Below are 1,253 nucleotides of genomic sequence, written 5' to 3'. Positions count from 1 at the left end.
ACCCGCACGCTAGTTAACGCTTGTCCACTCAATGTTTCAGTAGTACCTGTAGAACGGATTTATCATGCATATTCCGGAATTTAGAGTACAAACGCGCGACGGTAGAAAAAAAGACAGCAATGGTAATCTGATAACGAAGAAAGGAGATAAGTATCCTAACATAGTCAATGGTTATGTTTTGTGGGAAACAGTACAGTTAGCAGATTTAGTACAGACTAAAAAACTATTCCCCGAGTATAAATCTATGCACTCTCAGGTTCTACAAGATGTTGTCCAACGAGTGCAAACAACAATGGATAACTTGTGCCTTGCCTGACAAAAACGGTAAAACCAGTGGCAGACCCAAATTCAAGGGAAAACACTATTATAACTCGTTCAGTTATCCTCAGTTGTCAAATACCAATATTATCAAAAATGCTAACGGTCGTTTTTGTGTCAATTTACCCAAAATTGGCTTAGTCCCCTTTGTGTACAATCGCCCAATACCATTAGGTTTCCAGGTTAAGACAGGTACCGTAATTCGAGAAGCAGATGGTTTCTATATAAGCTTTACGATCGAAGATAAGACTGTGCCTTATGAGGTTGTAGAAATTCAACCAACCGTTGATAACTCATGCATGTATTGATTTAGGACTATTGTATTATGCTGTTACCTCCGATGGGGAGTTTATAGAGGTGCCTAAATTTTTCAGGCTTTCTGAGCATCGTTTGTCTAAACTACAGATGAGATTGGCTAAGAAACCAAAGCATTCCAAGCCTTGGAAAATTCTCAAGCGTAAGATAGCGAAACTGCACCAACTAATAGCGAGACAAAGATTAGACTGGCACTTCAAACTGGCTTATCATCTGTTTTCGGATGTAAGTGTTATTTTCATCGAAGACTTGCTCTTAGCTAATTTAGTTCGACGTTGCAAGGCCAAGTTAGGTGATAATGGTCAGTTTTTACCCAACGGCCAATCAGCCAAATCAGGATTGAATAAGTCTTTGCAAGATGCAGCTACTATCAATTCCTTGATGTTCTAGAGTATGTAGCCTGGAAGTTGGGTAAACGAGTTATCACGCGTAGATCCAAAGGGTACGTCTCAACATTGTTGGCAATGTTTGAGCAAAGTACCTAAAAGCTTATCAGAGCGCTGGCATTCATGTCCTGAATGTGGACAAGAACTAGATAGGGACTATAACTCGGCACTTCTGATACAGAAAATTGGATTGTTATCAACACAGGAGGAGGACATCACTTCTGTTAAAACTGC

3 protein-coding genes and 1 pseudogene are annotated in these 1,253 nt (G+C 39.9%); all 4 read left to right on the top strand.

Features of this window, described 5'->3' with window-relative positions:
• Positions 1–64 precede the first annotated feature (64 nt).
• Positions 65–316: a hypothetical protein gene (locus F6K40_RS40300; RefSeq protein WP_293145976.1), complete on the top strand. Its 252-nt coding sequence runs from the start codon at positions 65–67 to the stop codon at positions 314–316.
• Positions 309–626 carry a hypothetical protein gene (locus F6K40_RS40295; RefSeq protein WP_293145973.1) on the top strand — a complete coding sequence of 106 codons (318 nt, stop codon included), beginning with the start codon at positions 309–311 and terminating at the stop codon, positions 624–626. The genes F6K40_RS40300 and F6K40_RS40295 overlap by 8 nt, the downstream gene beginning before the upstream one ends.
• Complete coding sequence (locus F6K40_RS40290) at positions 604–1,023, top strand: transposase (RefSeq protein ID WP_365674478.1); 420 nt, start codon at positions 604–606, stop codon at positions 1,021–1,023. Before F6K40_RS40295 ends, F6K40_RS40290 begins: the two co-directional genes overlap by 23 nt.
• Positions 1,024–1,101: 78 nt before the next feature.
• A pseudogene (locus F6K40_RS41240) lies at positions 1,102–1,253 on the top strand (zinc ribbon domain-containing protein); the annotation flags it as partial.

This window comes from Okeania sp. SIO3I5, assembly GCF_010672085.1.
Lineage (GTDB): Bacteria > Cyanobacteriota > Cyanobacteriia > Cyanobacteriales > Microcoleaceae > Trichodesmium.
This window is presented reverse-complemented; position numbering and strand designations above follow the sequence as displayed.

Coding starts and splice junctions, on each gene's coding strand:
- F6K40_RS40300 (WP_293145976.1), top strand. CDS start 65: ATGCATATTCCGGAATTTAGAGTACAAACGCGCGACGGTAGAAAAAAA.